Origin of the sequence: Speluncibacter jeojiensis, from assembly GCF_029589495.1 — a bacterium.
GTDB classification, from domain to species: domain Bacteria; phylum Actinomycetota; class Actinomycetes; order Mycobacteriales; family Mycobacteriaceae; genus Speluncibacter; species Speluncibacter jeojiensis.
Map to the genome: position 1 here is coordinate 1,603,692 of NZ_JAAIVF010000001.1, position 19,659 is coordinate 1,623,350.

The 19,659-nt window shown below is 68.2% G+C and carries 18 protein-coding genes; 8 read left to right on the forward strand and 10 right to left on the reverse strand.

The genetic code is table 11. The annotated features are described in order from the left end of the window. Nucleotides 1-75: 75 nt before the first annotated feature. A complete protein-coding gene (locus G4X40_RS07075) occupies nucleotides 76-972 on the reverse strand; it encodes an oxygenase MpaB family protein (protein WP_277831132.1) in 897 nt (298 codons plus the stop codon). Nucleotides 973-1,132: 160 nt separating this feature from the next. Here G4X40_RS07075 and G4X40_RS07080 point away from each other — a divergent pair, with 160 nt between their 5' ends. Genes G4X40_RS07080 through G4X40_RS07110 form a run of 7 tightly spaced genes read left to right on the forward strand, consistent with a single transcriptional unit; the run spans nucleotide 1,133 to nucleotide 7,446 of the window. Continuing rightward, nucleotides 1,133-1,753 carry a TetR/AcrR family transcriptional regulator gene (locus G4X40_RS07080; RefSeq protein WP_277831134.1) on the forward strand — a complete coding sequence of 207 codons (621 nt, stop codon included), beginning with the start codon at nucleotides 1,133-1,135 and terminating at the stop codon, nucleotides 1,751-1,753. A gap of 12 nt (nucleotides 1,754-1,765) precedes the next feature. Then, nucleotides 1,766-2,938 carry an acyl-CoA dehydrogenase family protein gene (locus G4X40_RS07085; protein ID WP_277831136.1) on the forward strand — a complete coding sequence of 391 codons (1,173 nt, stop codon included), beginning with the start codon at nucleotides 1,766-1,768 and terminating at the stop codon, nucleotides 2,936-2,938. 7 nt (nucleotides 2,939-2,945) lie between these two features. Beyond that, nucleotides 2,946-4,139, forward strand: coding sequence for a CaiB/BaiF CoA transferase family protein (locus G4X40_RS07090; RefSeq protein ID WP_277831138.1), 1,194 nt, complete (start codon nucleotides 2,946-2,948; stop codon nucleotides 4,137-4,139). Nucleotides 4,140-4,187: 48 nt separating this feature from the next. Continuing rightward, entirely contained in the window at nucleotides 4,188-4,928 is a 741-nt protein-coding gene (fabG, locus tag G4X40_RS07095; RefSeq protein WP_277831140.1) for a 3-oxoacyl-ACP reductase FabG, read from the forward strand. Continuing rightward, the gene (locus G4X40_RS07100) at nucleotides 4,925-5,827 is read left to right on the forward strand and encodes a hypothetical protein (RefSeq protein ID WP_277831142.1); all 903 of its coding nucleotides are present in this window, start codon (nucleotides 4,925-4,927) and stop codon (nucleotides 5,825-5,827) included. Before fabG ends, G4X40_RS07100 begins: the two co-directional genes overlap by 4 nt. Nucleotide 5,828: 1 nt before the next feature. Further along, complete coding sequence (locus G4X40_RS07105; RefSeq protein WP_277831144.1) at nucleotides 5,829-6,980, forward strand: acyl-CoA dehydrogenase family protein; 1,152 nt, start codon at nucleotides 5,829-5,831, stop codon at nucleotides 6,978-6,980. Nucleotides 6,981-6,993: 13 nt separating this feature from the next. Next, nucleotides 6,994-7,446 (forward strand): MaoC family dehydratase, encoded by a 453-nt coding sequence (locus G4X40_RS07110; RefSeq protein ID WP_277831146.1) that lies wholly within the window; start codon nucleotides 6,994-6,996, stop codon nucleotides 7,444-7,446. 5 nt (nucleotides 7,447-7,451) lie between these two features. Here the strand turns inward: G4X40_RS07110 and G4X40_RS07115 are convergent, their stop codons facing one another. From G4X40_RS07115 to G4X40_RS07145, 7 genes are all read right to left on the reverse strand, one after another. Continuing rightward, nucleotides 7,452-8,105: a class I SAM-dependent methyltransferase gene (locus tag G4X40_RS07115; protein ID WP_277831148.1), complete on the reverse strand. Its 654-nt coding sequence runs from the start codon at nucleotides 8,103-8,105 to the stop codon at nucleotides 7,452-7,454. 11 nt (nucleotides 8,106-8,116) lie between these two features. Further along, entirely contained in the window at nucleotides 8,117-9,610 is a 1,494-nt protein-coding gene (locus G4X40_RS07120; protein ID WP_277831150.1) for a flavin-containing monooxygenase, read from the reverse strand. 742 nt (nucleotides 9,611-10,352) lie between these two features. After that, complete coding sequence (locus G4X40_RS07125) at nucleotides 10,353-10,826, reverse strand: hypothetical protein (protein ID WP_277831152.1); 474 nt, start codon at nucleotides 10,824-10,826, stop codon at nucleotides 10,353-10,355. Between the two features lie 116 nt (nucleotides 10,827-10,942). After that, a complete protein-coding gene (locus G4X40_RS07130; protein ID WP_277831154.1) occupies nucleotides 10,943-11,206 on the reverse strand; it encodes a hypothetical protein in 264 nt (87 codons plus the stop codon). Between the two features lie 13 nt (nucleotides 11,207-11,219). Then, entirely contained in the window at nucleotides 11,220-12,743 is a 1,524-nt protein-coding gene (locus G4X40_RS07135) for a WXG100-like domain-containing protein (RefSeq protein ID WP_277831156.1), read from the reverse strand. Next, nucleotides 12,740-13,033: a WXG100 family type VII secretion target gene (locus tag G4X40_RS07140; RefSeq protein WP_277831158.1), complete on the reverse strand. Its 294-nt coding sequence runs from the start codon at nucleotides 13,031-13,033 to the stop codon at nucleotides 12,740-12,742. The genes G4X40_RS07135 and G4X40_RS07140 overlap by 4 nt, the downstream gene beginning before the upstream one ends. Nucleotides 13,034-13,041: 8 nt before the next feature. Then, entirely contained in the window at nucleotides 13,042-13,356 is a 315-nt protein-coding gene (locus tag G4X40_RS07145) for a WXG100 family type VII secretion target (RefSeq protein WP_277831160.1), read from the reverse strand. A gap of 111 nt (nucleotides 13,357-13,467) precedes the next feature. On the opposite strand from G4X40_RS07145, the gene G4X40_RS07150 reads away from it, so the two are divergent. Next, nucleotides 13,468-13,902, forward strand: a complete 435-nt coding sequence (locus G4X40_RS07150) for a YbaB/EbfC family nucleoid-associated protein (protein ID WP_277831162.1) — start codon at nucleotides 13,468-13,470, stop codon at nucleotides 13,900-13,902. A 39-nt stretch (nucleotides 13,903-13,941) separates the two neighbouring features. Here the strand turns inward: G4X40_RS07150 and G4X40_RS07155 are convergent, their stop codons facing one another. Continuing rightward, nucleotides 13,942-17,121 carry a protein kinase domain-containing protein gene (locus G4X40_RS07155; protein WP_277831163.1) on the reverse strand — a complete coding sequence of 1,060 codons (3,180 nt, stop codon included), beginning with the start codon at nucleotides 17,119-17,121 and terminating at the stop codon, nucleotides 13,942-13,944. Nucleotides 17,122-17,130: 9 nt separating this feature from the next. Then, nucleotides 17,131-19,659 (reverse strand): ATP-binding protein (locus G4X40_RS07160; protein ID WP_277831165.1); only part of this gene is annotated, 2,529 nt, incomplete at its 5' end.

A 19,659-nucleotide genomic window follows, 5' to 3' on the forward strand; every position in this document is an offset into this window, starting at 1 on the left:
TTCCAGGGTGAGGGGTACCGGCTGTCTGCACAACAGCAATGGGTAGATCAACCGGCCGCGGCCGGGCCGTATCGCCTACGCCGAGGCGTCGCCGACGTGCCGGACCGGGCAGCTGCGGGGGAAGGTGCCGAGCTCGTCGACCCGGTAGCCGTCCGGATACGTGCGGATGTACGGCAGTTCCGAGGTGCGCAGCGGCCGGGTGCGCGGTGGCAGGAACCGGACCACCCGGCCGCGCAGCCGTAGGGCACCGTCGACCAGTGCGCACTCGAGTGCGGTCGGGCGCCGGTAGTGAAGCGCGTCGGCCAGTCGCCGGTCCATGACCGCCCGGGCCAGTCGCTTGGCGAGCCGCGCCGGCAGCCGATCGTTCGGTGGATAGGTCGTCATCAGGTCGAGGGTCGCGTCGGCGACCGCGGCCCCGCCGGCCGAGTACGCGAAGTGCGTGGCCTCGAAGTCGTCGTAGAAGCGCTCGAACGCACCGTAGGTGGTCGGGACGTCCTTGATGCCCATCCGGCGCCCGACGTTGTGCATGTGGTTGACCATCGCGGTGATCTCGTGGTCGCTCACCCGCCGCCACCCGTAGCGCTGCACCCAGCGGATCGGCCCGACCACCAGGGTCGCGAGCGTGTAGAGCATGTCGTCGTTGGAGATCTCGTACGCCCCGTGCATGTGGTTGAGGCGGCGGAACGCCTGGCGGCCGACCTCGCTGTCGAGGTCGTGCTCGATGAAGGTGCCCAGGATCAGCGCGGTGTCGTCGACCCGCTTCTGGGTGTGCTCGGTGTACTCGGCGGTCTCCGCGAGCAGCTCCCCGATGGTCGGCACCGCGAAGGTGCGGAACTGCGCGAGCGCACCGGACTGGAACATGTCCCAAGGGAATTCGTGGAAGTGGAGGATCCGTACGATCTCCTGGCACTGCGTCTGAGCGTCCAACGCGTCGATCGTGCGCTTCCAGTGGTAGCGATTGCGCGCGCCCATGCGGATCACCCTTCGCGTTCCGTCGTCCGAGCCATGCTGCCGAGCCGAACAGTCGAGATGAGACCATTAACCGCGTTTAAGTCTCACGTGTCAAGATGGGCGCATGCCTCGTTCGGGCGCGCCGTTGTCGAGTCTGTGGAGAAGTGCGCTAGGTCGCACGGTGACCGGCCGGGCGGTCCGCGCCGCCGACGACTCCGTTGCCGATACGTCCGACGACGTGGTCTTCGACGCGGCGCTCGCGGTGCTGGCCCGGCGGGGCCCGCGCGACGCCACAATGGAGGAGATCGCGGCGGAGTCGGGCGTCAGCCGGGCCACCCTGTTCCGTCGGTACGGCGGCAAGGACCGCGTGTTCGAACTCGCGCTGGTCCGGGACATGCGCCGATTCCTCGAGGAGACGGCGCTTCGTTACGAGACCACCATCGATCCCGCCGAGCAGGTGGCCGAGACCTTCGTGGCCTGCATCGCCTGGCGCGACCACGTCCTGCTCCGCGGGGCGGAACCGGCCCGCGTGGCCGAGTTCGTCGCCTCGCTCGGCACCGGCAGTCCATCACCGCTGGAACTGGCGCACGGCTTCGTCGCCGCGCACCTGCGGGCCTACCAGGTCGACTGGCGCTTGCCCGCGGCGGACGCGGACCTGCAGGCCGACATGCTCATCCACCTCGTGCTGGGCTACCTCGCGTCGCCGCGCCCGGTGCTCGATCTCGACGATCCGGCCGCGCTGCACGCCGCCGCGCGCACACTGCTGGCACCGATCCTGTTGCACCCGAACACAGACGGCTGAATGATCGTCGCCATGACAACTCCTGAAGTGGGCGCGGAGGACTTCCGGGACATCCTCGGTCAGACCAGGGACTTCGTGCGCAAGGAAGTCGTCCCCCGCGAGCAGGAGATCGCCGACGGTGACGCCGTCCCGGACGATTTGCGGCGCAAGGCCGCGGACATGGGGCTGTTCGGCTACGCCATTCCGCAGCGGTGGGGCGGCCTGGGCCTGGACCTGACCCAGGACGTCGAGATGGCGATGGAACTCGGCTACACCTCGCTGGCCTTGCGGTCGATGTTCGGCACCAACAACGGCATCGCCGGGCAGGTGCTGGTCGGATTCGGCACCGACGAGCAGAGGGAGCGCTGGCTCGAGAAGATCGCCTCCGGTGAGGTGGTCGCCTCGTTCGCGCTGACCGAACCGGAGGCCGGATCGAACCCGGCGGGACTGAGGACCCGCGCCGTGCGCACCGGTGACCGCTGGGTGATCGACGGCGGCAAGCGCTTCATCACGAACGCACCGCTGGCGAACCTGTTCGTGGTGTTCGCGCGCACCCGGCCGGCGTCCGGGCGGGACACCGGCATCGCGGTGTTCCTGGTCCCGGCGGACACGCCTGGGGTCACCGTCGGGCCGAAGGACCGCAAGATGGGGCAGGAGGGGGCCTGGACGTCGGAGGTCGGCTTCAGCGGGGTCGAGGTGTCGGCCTCGGCGCTGGTCGGCGGCAGCGAGGAGGACGGCTATCGCGCGGCGATGACCTCGCTGGCCCGAGGCCGGGTGCACATCGCCGCGCTCGCGGTCGGCAGCGCGCAACGGGCCCTGGACGAGTCGGTCGCGTTTGCCGCGGTGACCGAGCAAGGCGGCACACCGATCGGTGAGTTCCAGCTGGTGCAGGCCATGCTCGCGGACATGCAGGCCGGCGTGATGGCGGGCCGCTCCATGGTCCGGGACGTCGCCGCCCGCCATGTCAGCGGCGAGGATCGACGCATCGGGCCGTCCGCGGCCAAGCTGTTCTGCACGGAGATGGCCGGGCGGGTCGCGGACCTCGCGGTCCAGGTGCACGGCGGGACCGGCTACATGCGTGGGGTGGCGGTCGAACGGATCTACCGCGACGTGAGGTTGCTGCGCCTGTACGAGGGCACCAGCGAGATCCAGCGGCTCATCGTCGGCGGCGGGTTGGTCCGCTCGGCGCAGCGCGCCGCCCGGTGATCCGGCCGTGACCGACGACGGCGCGCTGCCGCTGGCGGGCGTGACGGTGGTGAGCATGGAACAGGCCGTGGCGGCGCCGCTGGCCACCCGTCACCTGGCCGACCTCGGCGCGCGGGTGATCAAGATCGAGCGCCCCGGCCGCGGCGACTTCGCCCGCGACTACGACACGGCCGTGCACGGGCTCGCGTCGCACTTCGTGTGGCTGGGCCGGTCGAAGGAGTCCATCGCCGTCGACCTCAAGTCTTTGCAGGGCAAGGAGATCGTGCGCTCACTGATCGACCGGGCGGACGTGTTCGTGCAGAACCTCGCGCCCGGCGCCGCCGACCGCCTCGGCTTCGGCGCAGCCGAGTTGCGCCGGGACCGCGAGGACCTGATCGTGGTGGACCTGTCCGGCTACGGCACCGCCGGACCGTTCCGCGACCGCAAGGCCTACGACATGCTGGTGCAGGCGGAGTCCGGGTTGATCTCGATCACCGGCACGCCCGAGGCCCCCGCGAAGACAGGCGTGCCCAGCGCGGACATCGCCGCCGGCCTGTACACGTTCTCCGGGGTGCTCGGCGCACTGTTCCGGCGCGAGCGCACCGGAAAGGGTGCGCACGTGCAGATCTCGATGTTCGATTCGCTCGTCGAATGGCTGGGGCACCCGATGTACATGGCGATGTACACGGGAAAGCCGGTGCCGCGCATGGGGGTGAGCCACACGGCGATCGCCCCGTACGACGCGTATCCGACCGCGGACGGTGAGATGCTCATCGGCATCCAGAACGACCGCGGCTGGCGCACACTCGCCGCGGACGTGTTCGGCCGGCCAGACCTCGCGGACGACGACCGCTTCGCCACCAACATCCTGCGGGTACAGCACCGCGCCGAGGTCGACGCGGAGGTCGCGGAGCAGACCCGGCGGTTCACCACCGTCGACCTGGGCGAGCGGCTCGCCGCCGCCGGTGTCGCGGCCGCACAGCTCAACGACCTGGACGGCATGGTCGCGCACCCGCAGCTGTCCCAGCGGGACCGCTGGCGCACGGTCGACACCGAGGCCGGTCCGGTGCGGGCGGTGTTGCCGCCCATCACGTTCGACGACGTCGAGGCCAGGATGGATCCGGTTCCGGCGCTGGGCGCGCACACTGATGCGATCCTCGCCGAGCTGGGTATGACCGACGGCCGGATAGGCGAGTTGCGCGAGGCCGCGGTTGTCGAGTGAACCCGGCGGACACCTGACGGTATGTGAACAGTGAAGGGACACAGGCACATGGCATTGCTGGACGGACAGACCGCGGTGGTCACCGGGGGAGCGCAGGGCATCGGGTTCGCGATCGCGCAGCGGCTGATCGCCGAGGGAGCGCGTGTGGTGATCGGCGACATCAACGAGCAGACCGCGAAGAGTGCGGTCGGCGAACTGGGGGGCCCCTCGGTGGCGCGGTACGCGGTCTGCGACGTGCGCGACCTCGCACAGGTGGAGGCGATGCTCGACCTCGCCGAGCGCGAGTTCGGCCCGGTCGACGTGATGGTCAACAACGCCGGTATGACCCGCGATTCGACCATGCGCAAGATGTCCGAGCAGGACTTCGACGACGTGATCTCCGTGCACCTCAAGGGAACCTGGAACGGTACCCGCGCCGCCGCCGGTCGCATGCGCGAGCGCGGCTCCGGGGCGGTCGTCAACCTGTCCTCGATCTCCGGCAAGGTCGGCTTCGTCGGCCAGACCAACTACTCCGCCGCGAAGGCGGGCATCGTCGGGCTGACCAAGGCCGCGGCCAAGGAGGTGGCCCACACCGGGGTCCGGGTCAACGCGGTGCAACCCGGCCTGATCCGAACCGCGATGACCGAGGCCATGCCGCAACGTATCTGGGATCAGAAGATGTCCGAGATCCCGATGGGCCGGGCCGGCGAGCCGGACGAGGTCGCCAAGGTGGTGCTGTTCCTGGCGAGTGACCTGTCGAGCTATATGACCGGCACGGTCCTGGAGATCACCGGCGGGAGGCTCATGTGACCGAGCCCGCCGCGACGGCGGAACCACCCGAGGCCTTCCGCGATGTCGTCGACCACTGGCGACCGGGCCCCCAGGTCGACGAGGACCTCTTCGGTGCCTGGCCGACGCGGGCACTGGCCGCGGTGCTCGACGCGCCGGCACCGGCCGATGCGCTGCCGCCGCTGTGGCACGAGGTGTATCTGCGTGCGGCGCACAGGCCGTCCGACCTCGGAGCCGACGGGCATCCGCTGCGTGACGACCTGGTGCCCGACCTGGCGAACCGCCGCCGCATGTTCGGCGGCGGCCGGGTGGCGGTGACCGCGCCACTGCGCCTCGGCGAGACCGTGCGGCGGACCAGCACGGTCGAATCGGTCACCATCCGCCACGGCCGGTCGGGCTGGCTGCTCCTGGTCACCGAACGCCACCGGTTCACCGTGGACGGGGAGCTACGCGTCACCGACGAGCGGGACATCGTCTATCGGCTGCCGCAGGACGTGTCGCGGCGGCCGACGTACACAGCGCCGCGGCCCACCGCCGACGCGGACCTCGGCGAGCCGGTACTGACGTATCACCCGGATGAGCGGATGCTGTTCCAGTTCAGCGCGCTGACCTACAACGCGCACCGGATCCACTACGACTTCCCCTTCACGACCGCCGTGGAGGGGCACCCGCATCTGCTCGTACACGGACCGCTGCTCGCCCTCGGCGGTCTGGAGGCGGCACGGCGCACCCTCGGCCATCCGGCCGTCGCCGTCGACTATCGGCTGGTCGCGCCGGCCTACTGCGGCGATCCGGTCACCTTCCACGTCACCCCTGTGGACGCGGACGAGGTGTCGGTGCAGGCGATGCAGCGCGGCCGGTGTTGCCTGACGATGACGGCGTCGACCGCGGCGCGTCGGCCGACCGAGAGCGAGGGGTGAGATGCCGGAACTGAACGACGAAGAGTTGCTGCTGGTCCGGACCGTGCGCGAGTTCGTCGACCGGGAGGTCAAACCCGCTGTGCAGCGGGTCGAGCACGCGAATGAGTACCCCGAGCGCTGGATCGAGCAGATGAAGAGCATCGGCATCTTCGGCCTGGCGGTGCCCGAGGAGTTCGGCGGCACACCGGTTTCGATGCCGTGCTACGTGCGCGTGACCGAGGAGCTCGCGCGTGGGTGGATGTCGCTCGCGGGCGCGATGGGCGGCCACACGGTGGTCGCGAAGCTGCTCACCGTCTTCGGCACCGAGGAGCAGCAGCGGCGGTACCTGCCGCCGATGGCCACCGGCGACCTGCGGGCCACGATGGCGCTGACCGAACCCGGCGGCGGCTCCGACCTGCAGGCGCTGTCGACGGTGGCCCGCCGCGACGGCGACGAGTTGGTCGTGACGGGGGCGAAGACGTGGATCTCCAACGCGCGCCGGTCCGGGCTGATCGCGCTGCTGTGCAAGACCGATCCGGACGCGACACCGCGCCACCGGGGGATCTCGATCCTGCTGGCCGAGCACGGCCCCGGACTGACCGTCTCGCGGGACCTGCCCAAGCTCGGCTACAAGGGGGTCGAGAGCTGCGAGCTGAGCTTCGACGGATATCGCGCGCCGGCGACCGCGATCCTCGGCGACGAGCCGGGCAGGGGGTTCGCGCAGATGATGAAGGGCCTCGAGACCGGCCGGATCCAGGTGGCGAGCCGTGCGCTCGGGGTCGCGACGGCGGCGCTGGAGGATTCGCTGGCCTACGCGCAGCAGCGCGAGAGCTTCGGCAAGCCGATCTGGCAGCACCAGGCGGTCGGAAACCATCTGGCGGACATGGCAACCAAGCTGACCGCGGCCAGGCAACTGACCCGCTACGCGGCCGAGAAGTACGACCGCGGCGAGCGGTGCGACATGGAGGCAGGGATGGCGAAACTGTTCGCCTCCGAGGCAGCGATGGAGATCGCGCTCGACGCGGTGCGGATCCACGGCGGCTACGGCTACTCGACCGAGTACGACGTGGAGCGCTACTTCCGCGACGCCCCGCTGATGATCGTCGGCGAGGGCACCAACGAGATCCAACGCAACGTCATCGCGGCGCAACTGGTCTCGCGTGGCGGCATCTAGGAAAGGACGAGACATGCGTGTGTTCAAGGGAATCGACGAGATCGAGGCCGCGGTCGGGGAACAGCTGGGCCACAGTGAGTGGTTGGAGATCACGCAGGAGCGAATCGACGGGTTCGCCGACGCGACGGACGATCACCAGTGGATCCACGTCGACCCCGAGCGTGCCGCCGACGGTCCGTACGGGACGACCATCGCGCACGGCTATCTGACGCTGTCGCTGCTGCCGAAGCTCGGCGCGGAGGTGCTGCGCGTGGAAGGCGTGAAGATGGCGATCAACTACGGCGCCAACAAGCTCCGCTTCCCGCAACCGGTGACCGTGGGGTCCCGGATCCGGGTGGGTGCCGAGATCGTCTCGGTCGAGCGCACCTCGAAGGGTGCGCAGGTGATCGTTCGCAACGTCATCGAGATCGAGGGCCAGGACAAGCCGGCGTGCGTGGCGGAGACGGTGCGGCTGCTGGTGGTGTGAGGCGGTCAGGCCGGCCGCTTCTGCGCCAGCACGAAAGCCTGCGGAACCTGCGCCGCGCCGGGGTGGTCGGGTTCGCGGACCATCTGCGCGGTGATGCCGATCCCGACCGCGCGCAACTGCTCGGAGATGCGGTCGGGACGCAGGCGATGAAAGGTCAGCGACACCGACCGGCCGAAGGCCTCGGTCAGGTGCCGCGGGTCGTCGCCCACCTGGAACGCCAGCAACAGCCGCCCGCCGGGCGCGAGCACCCGCGCGAACTCGGCGAACGCCGCATCCAGGTGCTCCGGCGCGATGTGGATGATCGAGTACCACGCGACGATCCCGGCCAGCTGATTGTCGGGCAGGTCCAGCTCGGTCATGGAGCCGACGTCGAAATGCAGGCCAGGATGGGTGCGACGGGCGAGGCCGATCATCTCCGGCGACAGGTCAGTCCCGGACACCTGCAGGCCGAGGCCGCTGAGGTGTGCGGTCACCCGGCCGGCGCCGCAGCCGGCGTCGACGACCGGCCCGTCGCCGTCGGCTCGCACGAACTCGGCGAAGGCCGCGAGAATCGCGCGGTCAAGCGGCGAGGACTCGAGATCGCCGAAGAACTCCGCGAATTCGGCGGGGGCGGCGTCGTAGCCGGCCCGGGTGGTGCGCAGGAAATCGGGTTCGGTCATGGTGGGTGACGTTACGCGGACTGGCCGCCGATCATGTAGTCCTCCAAAGGAAAGCTTCCGGCCTCGCGGAACGCGTTGACGGTCGACGTCGGCCGCAGGATCGCGGCCTCGCCGTGCTGGTTGAAGTAGTAACTCCGGGATCCCTCGCAGCTGCCCAGATAGAACACGGAGTCGCCGAGCCGCCGGGTCATCCGGTCGAGGAATTCGGCGTTGGCGCGTTCGGTGACCTCGAAGGTGCTCGCGCCGCGGCGCTGCAGTTCCCGGAAGAGCCGCCCTATGTGGCGCATCTGAGACTCGATGGTGGTGAAGTAGGACAGTCCGCTGTACGAGTACGGGCTCGCCAGGGTCAGGAAGTTCGGGAAGTGCGGCACCGAGACGCCTTCGTACGCCTGGAATCGGTTCTCACGCCACCACTTTCCGAGGTTGCGTCCCTCTCGTCCGATCACCTCGATGGCCGGGAAGTTCACGTCCCAGAGATTGAATCCGGTGGCGAGGATCAGCGTGTCGACCTGGGTGCGGTGGCCGTCGGCGGTGACTATGGCCTCGGGCTCGACCCGCTCGATCGAGGCGGTTTCCAGGTGCACGTGGGAGCGGGTGAAAGTGGGGAAGTAGTTGTTGGAGAAGGTCGGTCGCTTGCAGCCGAAGCTGTAGTGCGGGGTCAGGCGCTTCCGTAGTTCTCGGTCGGGGATCTGCGCCCGCATGTGCGCACGCGCCAGCAACTCCGCGCCCTTGTTGAGGAACCGGGCCTGACGATAGTGCAGCACGGCGCTCACCATCATCAACTCCAGCAGGCTGGTGCTGGTCAGTCGGGCGGCCTTCTGCGTCAACGGCATCCGCGCGAAAATGCGTTGCACCGCGGTCGGGATGGTGACGTCGACCTTCGGTACCACCCAGATCGGGGTGCGCTGGTAGACGGTCAGTTCGGCGACCCGCCGGGCGACCCGAGGGATCAGTTGCACCGCGGTCGCGCCGGTGCCGATGATGGCTGCACGCTTGCCGGCCAGGTCGTAGGCGTCGTCCCACGCGGTCGTGTGGACGATCTTGCCGGCGAAGGTGTCGATGCCGGGGATGTCGGGGATGTGCGGTTGGGAGAGGAATCCGGTCGCGGTGAGGAGGTAGCGGGCGGTCACCGGTTCGGTTCCGGCGATGGAGATGACCCAGTGCTGCTGGTCCTCGTCCCAGCGGGCGCCCTCGACCACCGTGCCGAAACGCATGTGCCGGCGCAGGTCGTACTTGGCGGCGACGTGGTCGGCGTAGCGCTTGAGCTCCGCGCCGGGGGCGAAGAGCCGCGACCAGTACGGGTTGGGCTCGAACGAGTAGGAGTAGGTGACCGAGGCGATGTCGACGGCGAGGCCGGGATAGCGGTTGACGTGCCAGGTGCCGCCGAGGTCGTCCTCGCGCTCGAGGATGGCGAAGTCGTCGATGCCCAGGCGCCCGAGTTCGATGGCGGCGCCCATCCCGCCGAAGCCCGCGCCGACGATGACGGCGTCATACTGCGGTGCCATCCGTGACCTCCCGGAGAATCACGTGCCGAGGAGCATGGGTAGCTCCCTCTGTACCGACGGTAACACCAAGGTTGGCGGTGGCGGCGGGTGCCGAAGTCGGACGGCTACGGTTGTGAGCTGTCGCGGTCGATCCTCGACCTTGCGGGAAGAATCTGTGCGAGCGTCTTTTTGTATGAGGATAGAGAAGAATTGAGCGCGCGTCGTTCAGCGAAGTTGGATCCGCTTAGCACAATGTCCGCCAAGGACCCTGCACCGCCGATCATGCTCCAATAGTGATCAGCCATCGCCTGAAGCGTGTGTCGAGGATCCGCTCCGTCTCGATGGCCAAGCCGCGACATCCCTCGGAGGCCGGTGAGAAACCCGCGTTCGCCCTGAGAAGTAAGTAGGGCGATCATGTTGTCTACAGTTTCTGTTGCGATGCGGACGTCCTCTGAAGGGTTCATTTCATCGGCCGTCCTCTTGTTTACCTACTGGCCTCGCCCAGAGCTCGGGCCAATTGTCGAGCTTTCCGAAAGGAGTACCGTCGACGGAGATTTCGTACAGTGATTCCTCTGGAAAATCTCCGATGTGAATCTCGAGTGTGTGATCATCTACTGATGCGCGGTACGGCGTCATGGCATCGCCGGTGTCTGTCCACACTATTTCCCTTTCGGGAAAATGCGAGTTGTTCATTTGCTCGTGTCCATTTCTTTCCCTCCGACGACGAACCTGCTGCAAGGCAGGATGAGGTCACACCGGCGTACTACTTCGGGTTCGGGCCCGCGTCCTGTGCGCGCTTGCACCAGTCGACGAGCTTCGGCCGTATCCTTTCCATGTCGGAGTCCACGTCGGTGAACAACAGGCCTGCAGCGATGGCCAGGAGACCAACGAAGCTGACATCGACAACCTGGTTTAGGTAGTCAGGCTTGCCGAATGTGGCGAGTAGCAGACTCTCCAACCCATCGAGGTCGACATATGTCATATTGTTGAAATCTGGATATATATCTTCCGCGATACCGCGTATATGTTCCGGGGTCAGCTTATCGGGCGCAAGGTGCCAGATTTGCTGACTGATCAGGTAGATCAGGTACGGCAGAACCTTGTTGTCGGGAGGAAGGTCATCCAACTCGCGGAGGGTGGCGACAAACTGCTCGGTATCGCGGGAGTGTGACGCCGAGGCGCATCGTGCGACAAAATTCCACGTCGCCGAGTCCAATCCGTCATCGGTGAGTGTCATGCGGAATATAGTGCTGTCTTGAATTGATGTGAACGGGACTCACGTGACTATTCCAGCCTCAGTGCGAATCGACCTGCTACCGAAACGGGCCAAGTTAGTAGCGGCTTCGGATGGACTCACACCGGGGTCCCACGATTCGTTCCAGGCTTTTGGATCAGTAGTCGGTCACGCTCGCGACGACGGGTTGACTCCGCAAACAATGCCGCGGCGGTTGCGTCCTTTAAGAATTTGTCATACTCGCCGGGAGTTAGTTCGTAGTACTCCTCGTAGTCGACGACCCCGTTGCTTACAGGGATTGAAAGGTAGTACTTTCCGGATTCGGATTCAACGCCAAGCGAGTAGCGGTCATCGCGTGAGAAGTAGGAATCCTCGAACTTCATGTCTGCTCCATTTCTACTTGGGTAGGCTCGTCACACTGTATTCTCCGGTGCCTATTCGTCCGCCGTCAATCACTGCCTCCGAGGCGCCGTTGGGTAGCAGCCCGCCGGGTATCCATTGATCATTTGCCCCGGCCTCGTTTCCGGAGGGGATTCGAAGATTGTAGTCGCCAGGCGTTGGTATATCGACCCGGACAATATTGTTGGAGTCGAGAAACCCTTCAGGTAGTCCGAGTTCCTGTTCCATCAGTCGAGGATTATCGCGTGCCAGATTAGTGAGGGTGTCCGCCTCGGTCTTTGGCATCACGAATGAGGTTCCGTCGCGCTGCGCAATGCCATACTTTTCGAGGTTCGACTGTGGCATAAATCGAGAGGCGCCATCGTCGAATTTCGCAAGATGACTATTGATGTAATCAGGAGATAAGTATTCTGAAGGGTTGGGGCGTGTGCCCTTCTCCATGGCAATGATCGCGTCTTGCTTCTCGGCACTTAGCCCGGTTGGGGTTGTGGCTAGGTCCGGCCACTTCGTCGCTGCCGACAATTCGCCCACTTCGTCTACCCCCTTCACCGCCATCGTCTCGGCCCGCTTCACCCCGAACCCGATCACCGATTTGAGCTTTGCGGTGATCTCGACGACCTTGCCGAGGTAGCCGCGGACGGCTGTGGCAACGACCCGTGCGGCCTCGATCAGGGCCTCGATGACCCGTCGGATCTTGGCGGCCGCCGAGGCGACACGGGCGGCGACGGCGGCCTGGGCGGCGATTTCGTCGAGGCCGGCGGTGAAGAACGCAAGCACCGCCCCACCGGCCTCGATCGCGACCGTCTGGACCACCAGGTCCCTGAGCACCGAGATGATCTCGTGGTGCGCCTGGTCCAGGTGTGCGGCGTACTCCCCGCATGACTTGCCGAGCTGGGTGAAGACCTCGGCCAGTTCGCCGATGTGGGTGCCGATCTGGGTGCAGGTCGATGCCGCAGCGGGTGCCTCGGGACTCTGCTGCGCGCCGACGCGAGATGCGGCAGCGGCAATGGGCGTGGCGACCTGTTCCATCGCCCCGGCCGCAGCGCGCCATGCCGCCTGCGCGGCGTGGAGACGGTCCTGGTGCCCGTTGGGCCACGCGTAGCCGACGAGGCCTGCGACGAGGGACCAGCCTGGCGGTCCGGCCCCGATGCCGCCGGCCGCCGAAGGGAGGGTGGGCGAAGTGGGTTGCAATGGCGCGGGTGGCGCCGGCAGGGTGGCGTCGCCACCACCGATGGTCGAAGCCGCATCCGCGTGGGCGTGGTTCTGGCCGGTCGCGTGCAGCAGCGTCGCAACCTGGCCGGCCCCGGCGGCGGCGGTGCTCGCAGCCTCCAGGGCGGCCTTCGCCGCCTGGTCATAGCCGTCGGCCCAGGCGGTGCCCGCGTGGTCCGATCCGGCCATGCCGGCGGAGCCGTCGAGCGCGCCGGTCAACGTCGACACCACTTGGGCCGCATCGACTCCCACGCGCGCGAGTTGAGACGCCGCGGCGGCATACTCGGCGGGGTCGACCGTCAACGTGGTCACGCCGGCCACATCCCGACGTTCGCGCGGACCGCCGCGGTGTAGTTCGCGTGGGCGATCCGCGCGGTCGAGTGCAGGTCGGCGAGTGCCTCACGCATCTGCTCGGCACCGCGCTGCCAGCGCTCGTGCGCCTTTAATTGCGCTTCGGCGCCCTCACCCGTCCACGTCACGTGGAGCCTGGCCACCAGTGCATCGACTTCCGCGCACAGGTGCTCGGCATCGCTGTCGAAGCGACTCATCTGCTCGACGATGTCCTCGAGTTCGTCCAGATCGACTGAGTACGGCTCCACCATGTCCCCCCTCAGATGTTCAGCGGGCCGCCGGCACGCCCCAGTTCCTGCGCGTTCGCCGACTCCCGTTCCGCATAGCTTCGGCCGTTGTGCGCCAGCAGCGACGACGTGGTGTCCAACCCGCCGATCACGTTGTGGGCACCGTCGAGCCACTCCTGCCAGTCCTTGCGGAACGCGTCCGCGGCCTGCCCGCGCCAGCCGCCACTCAACAGTGCCTCGACCCGCGCCGACAGCGCGCGGACCCGGTCGTCGAGACGATCTGCCGACTCGCGTACGTCGCGGCTCGCGCCGGCCAGATCGTCCGGCGATACGCTGAACTTCGCCACGACACCCCCATAAAATGCTTGTCTACGGCAACCCCTCGGGGCAGGGTACTCGCCGGACCTGCCGACCTCCGGTGGAGGTCACGGCGCAGCAACAATCGACAGGGGACACCGATGACGAATCCCGCGGAACCCGACGACCTCGAGGTGCAGGTCGCCGAGATCCGGCGTCTGGCGCAGCAGGCGCAGGAGACGGTCGCCCGGGTGCGGGGGCAGGCGAACGCGGCCAATGGCGCCGTCGCGGCCACCGTCGATGCGCGCGGACGGGTCGACGACCTGAGGCTGAGCCCGCAGGCCCTCCGAATGACTGCCGACGATCTCGCGTCGGCAATCGCCGACTGCATTCGCCGCGCGCAGGACCGGGCCGCAGAATCTGCTCGGACCGCGACGCAAGCGTTCGCGGACAGGTCCGAGATCCGCGGTGCCCTTGCGGCGATGGACGAGTTCGCCGCCGAACCGGCGGCCACGGCTGTGCCCGACCGACAAGAAGACGACGACTACTTCGACGAGTTCACCCGAGACCCTTTGGGGCGCAGCCGAGAAGGTTGATCACCGACAACCCGGAACCGATTGCCCCGAAGTTCGCCGTCAACTCCCCGCCGAGTGCTCGACAACCCAGGCTGCCACCTGGGCGCGTGAGTTGAAGCCGAGTTTGCCGAGAATGTGTTCGACGTGGCCCTCCACAGTGCGTTGGGAGATGACCAACCGGGTGGCGATGGCCTTGTTCGTCAAACCGTCGGCGACGAGATCGGCGATCTGGCGTTCGCGCTTGGTGAGTTTGGGCGTGTCGTCGTCCTCCCGGCTCGGCTTCCGCGGCTGCTCGCCGAGGGCGTAGGCGATCGCGTCGCCCATGCGCATCGAGGCACCCTCGCGGTGCGCGGCCGCAGATCGCTCCGGGCCCAACTGGTCGTGCGTGCTCTGCTCGAACTTCACCTGGTGGGACCGCAGGTCGGCAACAGAGACCGGTGAGCTGCCGACAGCCCGGCTGAGCGTCTCCGCGGCGGCCATCAGCACCACCGCGCGCCACGGGTCGCCTTGTTGCGCGGTGATCCAGGCCAGCGCCTGCAGACAGGTGAAGGTCATGACCGGGTCGTCGGTCCGGCGGGTCAGGCGCAGGGCCTCCTCGAGGAAACGGGTGGCCCGGCCGCGGTCGCCGTCGCGCCACACGTCGACGCCGCTCGACCACAGCGCGTAGGTCCGGTACAGGCATTCACCGCGCGACTCGGTGAGCTCGACCACCCGTCCGTGATCGGCGAGGGCGGCCGCCCGCTCGCCCCGCAACTGGTGCGCCCATCCGAGGTGCAGCAGCGCCGCGATCTGCAGGCGAATGTCGCCGAGGGCGGCGAACCGCTCGACGGCGTCTTCGAGGGCGGTCACCGCGCGGTCGAACTCGCCGTTGCAGACCGCGGCGGTGCCGTCGGCGATCGCGGCGCAGGCAAGGGTGACGGGATCGCCGTCACGGTCGGCGATGGCGACGGCCTGGTCGGCGCGGATGCGGGTCGCGGCCCGGTCGTCCTGGAAGGCGGTGAGCATGCAGACCGCGTAGATCGCACAGGCGCGCATCGGTCCGGACTGTGCCACCGGACGGTCCAACGCTCGGTCGAGCCAGCGCCGGCCCTCGGTCAGCATGCCGCGGGCGAGCCAGAACGGGCTCAGTGCGGTCGTGATCACCAGCGCGCTGTCGTCGTCCTCGGTGAGACCGAATTCGAGGGCCTGGCGCAGGTTCGGCAGCTCCTGGCGTAGTCGGGTGCTCCAGTCGAGTTGCCGTGGCCCGATCCAGTCGGCCTCGGCGTCGCAGGCGAGCCGCTGATACCAGTCACGGTGCCGCCGACACAGATCCGCGTACTCGTCGGTGTCGGCGACCTTCTCCTGGCCGTACTCGCGGACGGTGTCGAGCATGCGGAACCGGACCGTCCCGGCTGTCTCCTCGCGCAGCAGGATCGACTTGTCGACCAGCGAGGAGAGCACATCGAGCAGCTCGCTCTCGCCTGCCGCGCAAACACCCTCGACATCATCGAGCTCGAAACTGCCTGCAAACAAGGACAATTGACACCACAGGTGCTGCTCCTCGGGGCTGCACAGGTCATAGCTCCAGTCGATGCTCCAGCGCAACGTCTGCTGCCGTGGCGGCACCCCGCGCGCGCCACGGCTGAGCAGCCGGTAGCGGTCAGTGAGGCGGTCGAGGATCTGTTCGGGCGACAGGGCGCGCATCCGCGCGGCGGCCAGTTCGATCGCCAGCGGCAGCCCGTCGAGGCGGGCGCAGATCTGCGCAACCGTGTTGCTGTTGGATTCGGAGAGTGCGAATCCCGGCACCGCCGCGGCGGCCCGCTCGACGAAAAGGGCGACTGCGTCGCTGCGGGCGGCGTCCCGCGGGGACGTCGCGCGGCCGTCGGCGGGGGTGGTGAGCGGCGCGACACGGATCACCGTCTCACCCAGTCCCAGCGGCTCGCGGCTGGTGGCCAGGATGCGTAGGTCCGGGCAACGCGACAGCAGGATCGCGACCAGATCGGCGACGGCGTCGACCACCTGCTCACAGTTGTCGAGCACCAGCAGGCCGTTGCGCTCGGACATCACCTCCACGAGCACCTCGAGCAGGGTTCTGCCGGCGTAGTCCCGGATCCCGAGGGCCGACGCGACCGTGTCCACCACTGTGGCCGGGTCGCGCACCTCGCCGAGCTCGACGAGCCAGATGCCGTCGGGGAACGCCTCGTGGGAGGACGAGCCGGCCCGCAGCGCCAGGCGGGTCTTGCCGACCCCGCCGATGCCGGTCAACGTCACCAGCCGGTCGGTGGCGAGCGCATCGTGAATCTCAGTCAGTTCCGTCTGCCTGCCCACGAAGCTGGTGAGCTCGACCGGGAGTTCGGCCGGCGCCGCGAGGGGGCCCGGCGGGTCGGGGGCTGCGGTGTCACCGTCGGCGACCGCGCGCAACTGGGCCGCCAGCTCGGTCGCGCTGGGGCGGCGGGTGGGGTCGCGATCCATTGCGCGTTCGATGACCGCGCTCACCGCGTCGGGAATGCCGTTCTCGCGCAGGTCCGGTGCCGGCTGGGTGGTGATGCGCAGGAACTGGGCGACCACCTGTTCGCCGCTGTGCCGTTCGAATGCGGCATGCCCGGTCAAGGCGCAGAACAGGGTGGCGCCGAGCCCGTACACGTCGGAGGCCGGTGTCGGCGGATCGCCGGTGAGGACCTCGGGGGCGGTGAACGCCGGTGACCCGGTGACGGTCCCGGCCGCGGTGCGGAACCCGCCGGAGATGTGTGCGATCCCGAAGTCCGCCAACGCCGGTTCCCCGAAGGAGGTGAACAGCACGTTCGCGGGCTTGATGTCCCGGTGGACGATGCCGAGCCGGTGCACGGCGGCGAGCGCGTCGGCGAGCGTCGCACCCAGCGACAGTGCCTGCTGCACCGGCAGCGGGCCGTTCTCGCGGATGCGCGTCTCGAGGTTGCCCCGCTCGTGGTACGGCATGACGAGATAGGGACGGCCGGTGCGGGTTTGGCCGACCGCCAGCACGCTGACGATGTTGGGGTGCCCGGTCATCCGGCCCATCGCGCGCTGCTCGCGCAGGAACCGGGCCTGGTTCTCCGCGTCCAGCTCGGCGGTGAGGACCTTGACCGCGACGAGGCGGTCGAGCTCGGGCTGCACGGCCCGGTAGACGGTGCCGAAGCCGCCGCGCCCGACCTCCTCGGCGTCGTCGAACCCGGCCGCGGCCAACTCGATCATCAGCGCGAGGTCCGGATCGCGTCGGGTTCGGCAGAGGTCCCCGTCGTCCATGGCGATCGCCTACTCGTCCGTCGGGCCGCGTTCGCGGCGCTGTTCCGCGACCCAGGCGGCAACCTGGGCGCGCGAGGTGAATCCCAACTTGGTCAGGATGTGGTCGACGTGGCCCTCCGCGGTGCGCTGGGAGATGACCAGCTCGCCGGCGATCGCCTTGTTGGTCAGCCCCTCCGCGATCAGCTCGGCGACCTGTCGTTCACGTTTGGTGAGCGTGACGGCGTTCTTCTCGGCCGGTGCCGGACGCTCCGAGGTTTCACCGAGTGCGCAGGCGATGGCCTCGTCCGTGGTCATCGCGCAACCCTCCCTGTGCGCATCGCCGAACCGCCTCGCGCCCAGTCGATCACGAACACGAGCCTCGAATTCATGTTGGTAGGCCGTGAGTTTCGGAAAGAAGACCGGAGTGCTGCCGATCCGCCGGCTCAGCGCATCGGCCGCCCCCATCAGGACCGCCGCCCGGTGGAGGTCGCCCCGTTCCGTGAAGATCCAGGACAGTGCCTGCAGGCACATGAACGTCATGACCGGATCGTCCGTTCGCCGGGTCAGACGGATGCCGTCCTCCAAGAACCTTGTGGCACGGTCGCTCTCGCCGGCCTTCCACACATCGATCCCGCTGGACCACAAGGTGTAGGTCCGATACACGTACTCACCATGCGGTTGCGCGAGCGCGAGTGCCGTCTCGTGCACGGACAGCGCTTCGACGGCCTGGCCGTCCTGGTGATACGCCCATCCGAGGTAGATCAGGGCGGCGATGTGCATCCGGAGGTTGCCCAGTGCATCGAAGCCGTCGGCGGCATCGTGCAGGTCGGCCAGTGCGCGTTCGGAATCCTCACTGAACAGTGCGGTCATGCCGGCGGCGATCGAGACGAGGGCGTGGGCGGTGGGGTCGTCCTGCTGCGCGTCGAGGGCGCGGGCCTGCTCGGCGCGGGCATTCGCCGCGGCGAGGTCGCCCTGGTAGGCCGCAAGGGTGCAGATCGCGTAGAACGCCTTCGCCCGCTGTACCGCGGGCTGGGTACCGGGCGCGTCCAGCGCGCGGTCGAGCCAGCGCCGTCCGACGCTGATCAGGCCGCTGGAGATCCAGAACGGCCGGAGCGAGGCCGCGATCACCAGCGCGCCCCCGTCGGCGTGGGTGAGGCTGAACTCGAGTGCCTGGCGCAGGTTGGTGATGTCCCTGTGCAGTCGTGCGCTCCACTCGAGCTGGTGGGGGCTGATCCATTCGGTCTCGGCGTCGAGCGCCAGTTTCATGAACCAGTCGCGGTGTCGACTTTGGAGTTCGGCGAATTCTTCGGTGGCCGCGATCTTCTCGCGGCCGTACACGCGAACGGTGTCGAGCATGCGGAACCGGACCACGTTGTCGGCCTCTTCGCGGATGACGATCGATTTGTCGACGAGCGAGGAGAGGTTGTCGAGGAGTTCGTCGGCGTCACTGCACACGTGCTCGGCGGCATCGAGTTCGAAACCGCCTGCGAACAGGGACAACTCGCCCCACAGCTGCTGCTCGTCGGGTGTGCACAGGTCGTGGCTCCAGCCGATGCTCCAGCGCAGCGTCTGCTGGCGATCCGGTGCGCCGCGGCGGCCGCGGGTGAGCAGCGCGAAGCGGTCGGTCAGACGTTGCAGGATCTGTTCGGGGGACAGGGCCCGCATCCGCGCGGCGGCCAGCTCGATGGCCAGCGGCAGTCCGTCGAGGCGTTCGCAGATCTGCGCGACGGTGGCACCGTTGGTGTCGGTGAGTTCGAAGGACGGCACCGAGGCGGCGGCGCGTTCGGCGAACAGCGTCACCGCGTCGGACTTCGCGGAGCCGTGCGGCGAGGCCTCGTCCGCGGGTGTGGACAACGGGTAGACGGGGATCACCGTCTCACCGCGTAGGCTGAGCGCCTCTCTGCTGGTGGCGAGGATGCGGAAGTTCGGGCATCGGGCGAGGATGTCCTTGACCAGTTCGGCGACCGCGTCGATCACCTGCTCGCAGTTGTCGAGCACCAGCAGACCGGTGTGTGAGGCGAGTGCGGTGACCACGCGGTCCTGCTGGCGTCCGCTGGAGTGGTCGTGGATCCCCAGGGTCACCGCGACGACGTCGACGACCGAGGCCGGGTCGTGGATCTCCGCGAACTCGACCAGCCAGATGCCGTCGGGAAAGCTGCGCTGCGCGGTCGAGGCGGTCCGCAGTGCCAGCCGGGTCTTGCCGACCCCGCCGATGCCGGTCAGCGTGACGAGCCGGCCGGCGCCGAGCGCGTTGCGGATGGCGGTCAGTTCGCTGCGGCGGCCGACGAAACTGGTCAGTTCCTCGGGCAGCCGGGTCGGGACCGGCAGTTTCGGGATGGACACCTGCTGCGGATCGGTGCCGTCCGGGCATTCCGCGTCGAACGGCTGGGTGTGCGCTCCGGTGTGTTCGTGGGTGAGTTGGCGGAGGTGGTGGGCGAGTTCGGTGGTGGCGGGGCGGTCTTTCGGGTCGCGGGCCATGGTGTGTTCGATGAGGTCGGCGAGGTCGTGGTCGATGCCGGTGTCGCGGAGGTCGGGGATGGGGGCGGTGGTGATGCGCAG

What these genes read in the sequence shown, in the direction of transcription:
- G4X40_RS07085 (WP_277831136.1), top strand. Translation starts at nt 1,766, where the DNA reads ATGACAACTCCTGAAGTGGGCGCGGAGGACTTCCGGGACATCCTCGGT.
- G4X40_RS07155 (WP_277831163.1), bottom strand. Translation starts at nt 17,121, where the DNA reads ATGGACGACGGGGACCTCTGCCGAACCCGACGCGATCCGGACCTCGCG.
- G4X40_RS07105 (WP_277831144.1), top strand. Translation starts at nt 5,829, where the DNA reads ATGCCGGAACTGAACGACGAAGAGTTGCTGCTGGTCCGGACCGTGCGC.
- G4X40_RS07110 (WP_277831146.1), top strand. Translation starts at nt 6,994, where the DNA reads ATGCGTGTGTTCAAGGGAATCGACGAGATCGAGGCCGCGGTCGGGGAA.
- G4X40_RS07125 (WP_277831152.1), bottom strand. Translation starts at nt 10,826, where the DNA reads ATGACACTCACCGATGACGGATTGGACTCGGCGACGTGGAATTTTGTC.
- G4X40_RS07120 (WP_277831150.1), bottom strand. Translation starts at nt 9,610, where the DNA reads ATGGCACCGCAGTATGACGCCGTCATCGTCGGCGCGGGCTTCGGCGGG.
- fabG (WP_277831140.1), top strand. Translation starts at nt 4,188, where the DNA reads ATGGCATTGCTGGACGGACAGACCGCGGTGGTCACCGGGGGAGCGCAG.
- G4X40_RS07150 (WP_277831162.1), top strand. Translation starts at nt 13,468, where the DNA reads ATGACGAATCCCGCGGAACCCGACGACCTCGAGGTGCAGGTCGCCGAG.
- G4X40_RS07130 (WP_277831154.1), bottom strand. Translation starts at nt 11,206, where the DNA reads ATGAAGTTCGAGGATTCCTACTTCTCACGCGATGACCGCTACTCGCTT.
- G4X40_RS07115 (WP_277831148.1), bottom strand. Translation starts at nt 8,105, where the DNA reads ATGACCGAACCCGATTTCCTGCGCACCACCCGGGCCGGCTACGACGCC.
- G4X40_RS07075 (WP_277831132.1), bottom strand. Translation starts at nt 972, where the DNA reads ATGGGCGCGCGCAATCGCTACCACTGGAAGCGCACGATCGACGCGTTG.
- G4X40_RS07140 (WP_277831158.1), bottom strand. Translation starts at nt 13,033, where the DNA reads ATGGTGGAGCCGTACTCAGTCGATCTGGACGAACTCGAGGACATCGTC.